Below are 7,758 nucleotides of genomic sequence, written 5' to 3'. Positions count from 1 at the left end.
GATGTGATTGGAGGTACTAGCGGTGGCGGTGGCGGCGGTTCTTCTGACATTAGTTTAAATGGGATTATTCTTAATAATGTCATTGTATATGGTAAATCCAGTACATGGTTGTCACAAATACAGCAGCATGTGTATGATAATAGTCCGTATTATGATGCTTATTCAGAATTTGATGCTTTTGGAGGAAGTGTAGGTTTGGCTCTTGATTTAAGTACAGCATACTGGAATAATTTATCAAATAAAGGTCAATGGAAAAGTTCATATAAAATTTCTAAATTTTTAAAAAACAATGGTTTTAATATTAAAACAAGTGCGATTAAAAGCGGGATACCTAAAACTTTTCAGTCTGCTGGACGTGGATTAGGTTATTTAGCTGGTGCAGTTACTGTTGGAGAAGTATTATATAATTCAGAAATAAAAGCATCAAATATTTTAGATGCAACCATAACTGGTGTTTCTTTTATTCCAGGAGTTGGATGGATTATTGGAGGAAGTTATTTTGTGGGAGATATGATACATCAAGGTGTTTATGGTTATTCTATTGGTGATAGATTAGATAATTCTGTAGGCGGTCCTATTTATGATTGGGAATGGTAAATTTTAAAAAAAATGTTTATGGATTATATATTTTATAGAATATTTTTGTTTTACAAAAATCGAGATGAGATTCCAAAATTGTCAGCAATCTTTTTTTTATCTGTTGTTAAATTATCATTTTTTTTTCTATTCTGCGTCGTAATTAATCTTTTAAGTGGAGGATTGTTTTCAAATCAAAATATGGATAAAAAAATGTTCGTAATATTTTTTTTTGGAATACTTTCGTTTGTTTTTATATTGGATTTATTTCGATATTTCAAAAACAAAAAAGTAAAAGAACTATTGAAAAAATTTGAAAATAGTTCTTTAAATAGAAAAATTAAAACATGGCAAATTTTCATATTACCAATTTTAGTTGTTTTAACTTCTATTTTACTAATAGTTGTAGCAAAATAATGAGAATGTTATTTTTGTAATTAATAGATAAAGAACGGTCAGGAATATCAAGATGAGTTAGACTTGAATATTACGGCAATGGATTTTAGGCAGTATGATAATGCATTGGGGAGGTTTCATGGGGTGGATTTGTTGGCAGAGGTAAGTTATTCTCAAACTCCATATCATTTTGGGTTGAATAATCCAGTATATTTTAGCGATCCCACAGGGTTAATTCAGGGTGGACCCATTCTAAATGCAATGTGGGACAATACACCAGCTGGCACTAATAGCCAATGGATCAATGATGGCTTTGGTAATTTTGATAATGCTGATGGTACTTCGTTTATATCCAAAGAGGGCAATTTCTTTTTAAGTAGTCAATTTGATGTGATTGGAGGTACTAGCGGTGGCGGTGGCGGCGGTTCTTCTGACATTAGTTTAAATGGGATTATTCTTAATAATGTCATTGTATATGGTAATTCCAGTACATGGTTATCTCAAATACAGCAGCATGTTTATGATAATAGTCCGTATTATGATGCTTATAGATACTCATATAAAGGGTTAGGATATGCAGAATATCTTGATGAAGGTTTTAGCGCAGTAGCTGCACATACTAAAAGATTAAAGCATGGTGGGGGTTATGTCGCTATTAGTGGAGCAAAAAGTGGAAAAGGATTGTATTTTAAACCAAATGCGAGAGGATTAAATAATATAAAAGGCACTTCTTTTAATGTGTCAAAAGGTTTCAATACTGGTGGATTTGCTGTCGGTATTCTTTTAGAAGCGCCAGAAATTTACTATGGATATGAAACAAGCACATATGAAGGGAGTAAACAAGTAGTTTGTTCACTTGGATTAGCAGGATTTGAAACAGGCCCTGGGGTTATTTTAACTGTATTTGTGGGAGCTGCAGTTGGAGGCTACCCTGGTGAAGAGGGGGTAGAAAGGGCTTTTGATGGAATCTTTAAAGATAATTAAAAATGGAAATAATAATTAAAATAAAAATATATAGAGTCTTTATTGGAATTTTTTTTGCTATTATTATGATTTGCTTATCAATTTGGTTAATTTCAGTACCTAAGATTTTTATTAGAAATGTTTTTATGAAGGAGTGGCATATTATAACCCTAGGTATAATTTCAATACTTTATTTTATAGTATTACTTTATTCATTACTAAATATTCTATTTAGACCATATGGAATAATTATAAGTGAAAAATATTTTAATGATAATTCAAAATATGAAGCTATTGGAGAGATAAAGTGGGATAAAGTTTCTAAAATTAAAAGAATTAAGAAAACAAGCATTCAAATTTTTTTTAAAGAAAATATTATTAACGAAGTTAATAATCATTTATTAAAAAAAATCCTCCTTATGATTCATAATTGGGATTATAAAAATAGCATAATCATTTCAAGTGCACTTCTGGAATGTGATATTGAATTCCTTGAAGAAAAAATTGTAAAAGCTTATAAAAAAGCTAGGAATATGAAGTTTCCAGATTAACGATTGAGGTGTATCGTGCTTACTCAAGCGTCCCATTTAAGCACTGTCATAAAATTAAGTATTGATAAATACAGTTCTACAAAGTTTATAAAATCATTAATAAAAATAGGATAAAGTTCAAGTATTTGGTAAAAAAAAGCTAATCTTTCTCCTACGGCACAGGTTTATATAGACGCAACCGCTGGTACGTATAAATATGTATTTCAGTACAAAGTCTATTTGAGAAAAAAAAGTATGAGATATAACCCACAAACAAACAGTACTTTGAAAATAGTTGATAACAACCCTTATTATCCTTTTCTGATAAAACATTCTGATTATAATGTTGTCGCTTTTGATTATAATTCATTAAGTGGAAGTTTTCAATTAATTAATGTAACGCGAAAGAAAGCCCTTAATAGTAGAATGGTAATGATTCTTTAGAGCTGTTTAAGAAACAGATGCTTTAACGAATCAATTGTAAAAATTTAAATGCGAGTAATGTTAGAGATATTGATATAATTGAACTGATTCTTTCATTTTTTCTGAATGTACTTCTGAAGAAAATGTAAACATTTTTTTACTTTTCTGTCAATTTAAAAACATCAGTGTAATACATTTCTTTTCTAACTACTTTTAAATACAGAAAGAGTCCTTAAATGAAAGTTTAAAGGTATTCACGAAGTAATGACCAAAATGTAATCAATAATCAATACTTTTGCGCAAAATAACAAAACCGTATCTTTTAATCAATTGGATTAGTCAAAATGCAAAAACTATTTACATCGCTTTTTCTATTATTTAGTTTTGCTTTTTATGCCCAAGGAGAAGCAAATATTTGGTATTTCGGAGAAAAAGCTGGGTTGGATTTTAATAATGGTGCTCCTGTTGCTTTGACTGATGGTCAACTCGATAGCAATGAAGGATGTGCAGCTGTTTCGGATACAAATGGACAACTGCTTTTTTACACTGACGGCGTAAAAATTTACAATAAAACTCATCAAGTAATGGTAAACGGAGCCGGATTAATGGGGCATTCTTCCAGTACGCAGTCGGCAACTATTGTACCTCAACCTGGATCTACTACACTTTTTTATGTCTTTACAGTTGACGTTCAACTTGGAATAAAAGGATTTAGGTATTCCATTATTGATATGGCACTTGAAAATGGAAATGGAGCGGTAACAAGCGTTAAAAATATTTTAATTTATACTCCGACTCTCGAAAACATTGGAGTTACTAAACATGGAAATGGTTCGGATTACTGGATAGTTACTCATGAATTTAATACTAATAATTTCAGAGCATATCAGTTATCGTCAGAAGGATTAAGTTTAACACCTGTAATAACAGGTATTGGTGCAGTAATTACCGGCAATCCAGATTTGTCGGCTATAGGAACCATAAAAATTGCCTCTAGTGGTTCTAAATTAGCATTTACAAATTTCACAGATATTGCGCAGTTATTTGATTTTGATAATAGTTCTGGAGTGTTATCAAATGAACTAACTTTAACAACCGAAGCTGGTCATTTTTATGGAAGCGCTTTTTCTCCCAACGAGAGCTTGCTTTATCTCTCTATTAGTTTAGGTAAAGTTTATCAATTTAATCTTGACGCAGCCAATATACCCAATTCAAAAATTTTATTACTAGATGCGATAAGTGCTCCTGGACAAATGCAAATTGGCCCTGATAATAAGCTGTACATTGCCAATTATTATAGCCCCTATTTGGCAGTAGTTCATAATCCAAATATTCAGGGGATTGGATGTAATTTTGAATTAGAAGGCGTTTATTTAGGAGGTAAATTATCTAAAGCAGGGTTGCCTTCTTTTAATCAATCTATATTCTTTACTCCAAGCATTCAGTTGGCTGATAATTGTGCAGGAGAATCGATTAATTTTAGCTTCTCTACCAACCAAACTGTCATATCCGCAGTGTGGGATTTTGGAGACGGAAGTACAGCAGCTGGTATCAATAGCATACATTCCTATCAAAATTCAGGTACCTATTCTGTTAGTGTAAGTGTAACAACGGCATTGGGTAGTAGTTCCAGTGCTAAAGAAATTACTATATTTCAAAAGCCACAACTTACAAGTAGTATTTTTGATTTAAAACAATGTGATGATGATAATGATGGATTTAGTATGTTTAATCTCAATGAAATACTACCCTCTTTGGTGAGTGATGTAGCGGAATTGACTTTTTCTTTTCACGAAACAGAGCAAGAGGCGAAAGAAAACACAAATCCGATACAAGGAATCACCAATTACATCAATCAAAGTGTTAGCAATGATTTTGTATTTGTGCGGGTTACAACTAATCAAGGTTGTTATGAAACAGCACAAATAAACTTATTGGTTTCTACAACATTAATACCTGCTACTTTTCATGAAACGATTTCGGTTTGTGACGATGCTTTGTCAGGAAGTGCTTCTGATGGTATTGCAACTTTCAACTTTAGCAGTATTACACCAGAAGTTCAAAATTTATATCCGTCGGGTCAAGCTTTAAACATTACCTACTATCAGAATCTAAATGATGCTTTAGCTGAACAAAACGCGATCAGTGACACCGCTAATTATACTAATACAAGTTCACCTTATACACAAATCCTATACGTCCGTGTAGACAGCCAAGTCAACAACGAGTGCTTGGGGCTAGGTCCTCATGTTACACTTACGGTAGGAGACATGCCCATCGTAACGCCACTTTCTTTTGTCAAATGTGATGAAGATCAGGATGGCATGTATGCTTTTGACACCAATACCATCGAGAGTACTTTACTTAACGGTATGGATGGATTAACGGTGACCTATTTTGATGGAAATAATAATAGCTTGTCTAGTCCTTTGCCAAATCCATTTGTTACGGCTTCACAAACGATTACTGCAGTAGTAACAAATTCTTCATTTACCGCATGTAATGTTACATCTACTATCTCTTTTATAGTGGAAGCCTTACCCGTAGTGCATGAAATTCCTGAAGTGCTAACGTCTATTTGTGATGATGAATCAAATCCTAATTTTCAAGATGGATTCGCTTTTTTTGACACTTCTTTATTTAATTCGCAACTTCTGGGAGATCAAGTAGGAATGAGCGTTAGCTACTTTGATGCAAACGGAGCTGTACTTCCAAGTCCGCTACCCAATCCATTTCTTTCATCTACGCAAAATATAACGGTGCGGATAACGAATCCAACTAATGCAACTTGCTATTCCAGCACTGTGATACCATTAATTGTACATCCAATACCCTACATTAATCCAGTAGGTTCCGAACTAATCTGTAGTGACAACCCTACTTTTACAAAAACGATAGATGCTGGATTGAAGAATCCTAATTCTATTAATGACTATACGTATCAATGGTTTTTTAATGATGCAGTTATTTCATTAGCTAATAATTACTCACTCGTGATTAATGAAGAAGGGATTTATAAAGTAGAAGTAACTAGTAATTTTGGCTGTACAGCAACTCGTACAGTGACTGTAATTTCATCAGAAAAAGCCACTATACAATCTGTTGATATTATTGAACTGTCGGAAGATAATTCAATAAGTATAAATATTACTGGCTTGGGTTCGTATGTATTTAGCCTTGATAATCACTATTTTCAAGAAAGCAATATATTTACTAATGTTGAAGCAGGAATATATACCCTCTATATTAAAGATTTAAATGGATGTGGAACTGCCAAAAGGGAGATAAATGTACTTGGTATACCAAAATTCTTTACTCCAAATGGAGACGGATATAATGATTATTGGAACATAAAAGGCTACAAACATTCGGGTATCAATGCAAAAGATGTTATTAGTGTATTTGACCGTTATGGAAAATTGCTAGTGCAATTTAATCCATTAAATCAAGGATGGGATGGTAATTTTAATGGCTCCTTAATGCCGTCAAGCGATTATTGGTATGTACTTCAATTAGAAGAGGGCAAAGTTATTAGGGGGCATTTTACCTTGAAGAGGTAAATTCTGATGAGTTTCATAGCTATAAAGACTGATAGATTTCATATGTTTTTACTCGCTTATACCTGTTTGAAATGTTACATATAATTTAGGCTTAACAGATTTTAGTTCATTTAACTGCAACTTTCTGTGACAAAGAAGTTTCATCCAACTTGAATGAAGAGAGTGGTTCCAATTGTACGGGATTATTTAATTTTTCTAAATACTGATGTTATACACATCATTAATAGTATGAATTTAAAACTATTGTAAGTATATTTCAAAGAATAAATTCTGCTGGATAAATTCTGTTAAATTCAAAATTAAATCGCATTTTCTCTAATTTTTATATTTTATAAGTTTTGGTATTTGTGTAAAAATTAATCTATTTCCATATTCGTTTTTTGTTTTTGTTTAAAACTTCTAAATAGTATTCAAAATCATACAATTCAGTATAACGGTCTGCTTCGTGCATTTCTTGTGCCAATTGGACGAAATTTATGTGTTTTGAGTTTGCTACATTTCCTATAGATTTATCGATTATTGTGAATAATGTATGGTTGAGGTTTTGTTTTTGACAATAAATGTGTTGGTTTTTGTAGTAGACAAATAACTGTTTTTCCGGTGTATTTTGTGCATGAAGTGGAATGCAAATTCTATTGTCTGTTTTTAAGGTAATTTCTCCTAAAATATAGCATTCATCTAATTCTTTTAAAGCAATTTGTACTTCAAATTCGGATGCGTTTTGTACTGTAAATATCCAACCTTCTACTTTTGGGGCTACTTCAATTAGTTGGATTGCTTTTTTAAAATTTTCATTGTTTCCGTTGGTTGTAATGATTAATTCTGCAGTCGTATTATATTTATTCAGAACAATTACATACCCTAAATTGAGCAATTCGGAATGCAGCAGTTCGCCTAATTTATTTAGTGTTGCGATTCGATTTTGTGGTTCATGATTATAGAAATTTTTTAAAGTTTCTTGGTTTTTGATGAACCAGTTCCAGAAGTTGATTGAGTTTTTCATATGTGAGAAGGTATTAAGATTTGAGTATTAAGAATTAAGAATGTGAGAAAAGTATTAAGATTTAAGAATTAAAATAAAGGAGCATAGAATAAAGAGCATAGAATCATGATTTAGTATTTTGGGTTGGAGTTCTTCGACAGGCTCAGTGTGACATACAATTATTTATCGTTTGTCGGGTGTAGATTTGTCGAAGGCGATGAGGTTGAACATGGCTCGAAGTCGTGAGCGAACACGGTTGCCGTAAATGGTTTCGATTTCGGAGGCTGATAGGTTTGTGGTGCTATGGGTTTGTATTTTTTTGGAAATG

General features: G+C 32.3%; 6 protein-coding genes and 1 pseudogene. 5 read left to right on the top strand and 2 right to left on the bottom strand.

Translation table 11 applies throughout. The features are described 5' to 3' along the window. From H602_RS19185 to H602_RS0117795, 5 genes are all read left to right on the top strand, one after another. A partial coding sequence (locus H602_RS19185) for a hypothetical protein (protein ID WP_035760009.1) occupies positions 1-597 on the top strand: 597 nt, incomplete at its 5' end. 18 nt (positions 598-615) lie between these two features. After that, complete coding sequence (locus H602_RS0117810) at positions 616-993, top strand: hypothetical protein (protein ID WP_026979237.1); 378 nt, start codon at positions 616-618, stop codon at positions 991-993. 27 nt (positions 994-1,020) lie between these two features. After that, complete coding sequence (locus tag H602_RS0117805; protein WP_084404291.1) at positions 1,021-1,956, top strand: RHS repeat-associated core domain-containing protein; 936 nt, start codon at positions 1,021-1,023, stop codon at positions 1,954-1,956. A gap of 2 nt (positions 1,957-1,958) precedes the next feature. Continuing rightward, entirely contained in the window at positions 1,959-2,486 is a 528-nt protein-coding gene (locus H602_RS0117800; protein ID WP_026979235.1) for an STM3941 family protein, read from the top strand. A 746-nt stretch (positions 2,487-3,232) separates the two neighbouring features. Continuing rightward, positions 3,233-6,448: a T9SS type B sorting domain-containing protein gene (locus H602_RS0117795; RefSeq protein WP_026979234.1), complete on the top strand. Its 3,216-nt coding sequence runs from the start codon at positions 3,233-3,235 to the stop codon at positions 6,446-6,448. A 361-nt stretch (positions 6,449-6,809) separates the two neighbouring features. Here the strand turns inward: H602_RS0117795 and H602_RS0117790 are convergent, their stop codons facing one another. Together H602_RS0117790 and H602_RS20395 are read right to left on the bottom strand one after the other, a co-directional pair. After that, positions 6,810-7,451: a hypothetical protein gene (locus H602_RS0117790; protein WP_026979233.1), complete on the bottom strand. Its 642-nt coding sequence runs from the start codon at positions 7,449-7,451 to the stop codon at positions 6,810-6,812. A 162-nt stretch (positions 7,452-7,613) separates the two neighbouring features. Then, positions 7,614-7,758: pseudogene (locus tag H602_RS20395) on the bottom strand (ATPase); the annotation flags it as partial.

This window comes from Flavobacterium tegetincola DSM 22377 (assembly GCF_000425485.1).
Classification (GTDB): domain Bacteria; phylum Bacteroidota; class Bacteroidia; order Flavobacteriales; family Flavobacteriaceae; genus Flavobacterium; species Flavobacterium tegetincola.
Note: the sequence above shows the minus strand (reverse complement) of the source record. Positions and strands in the feature narration are given on the sequence as shown.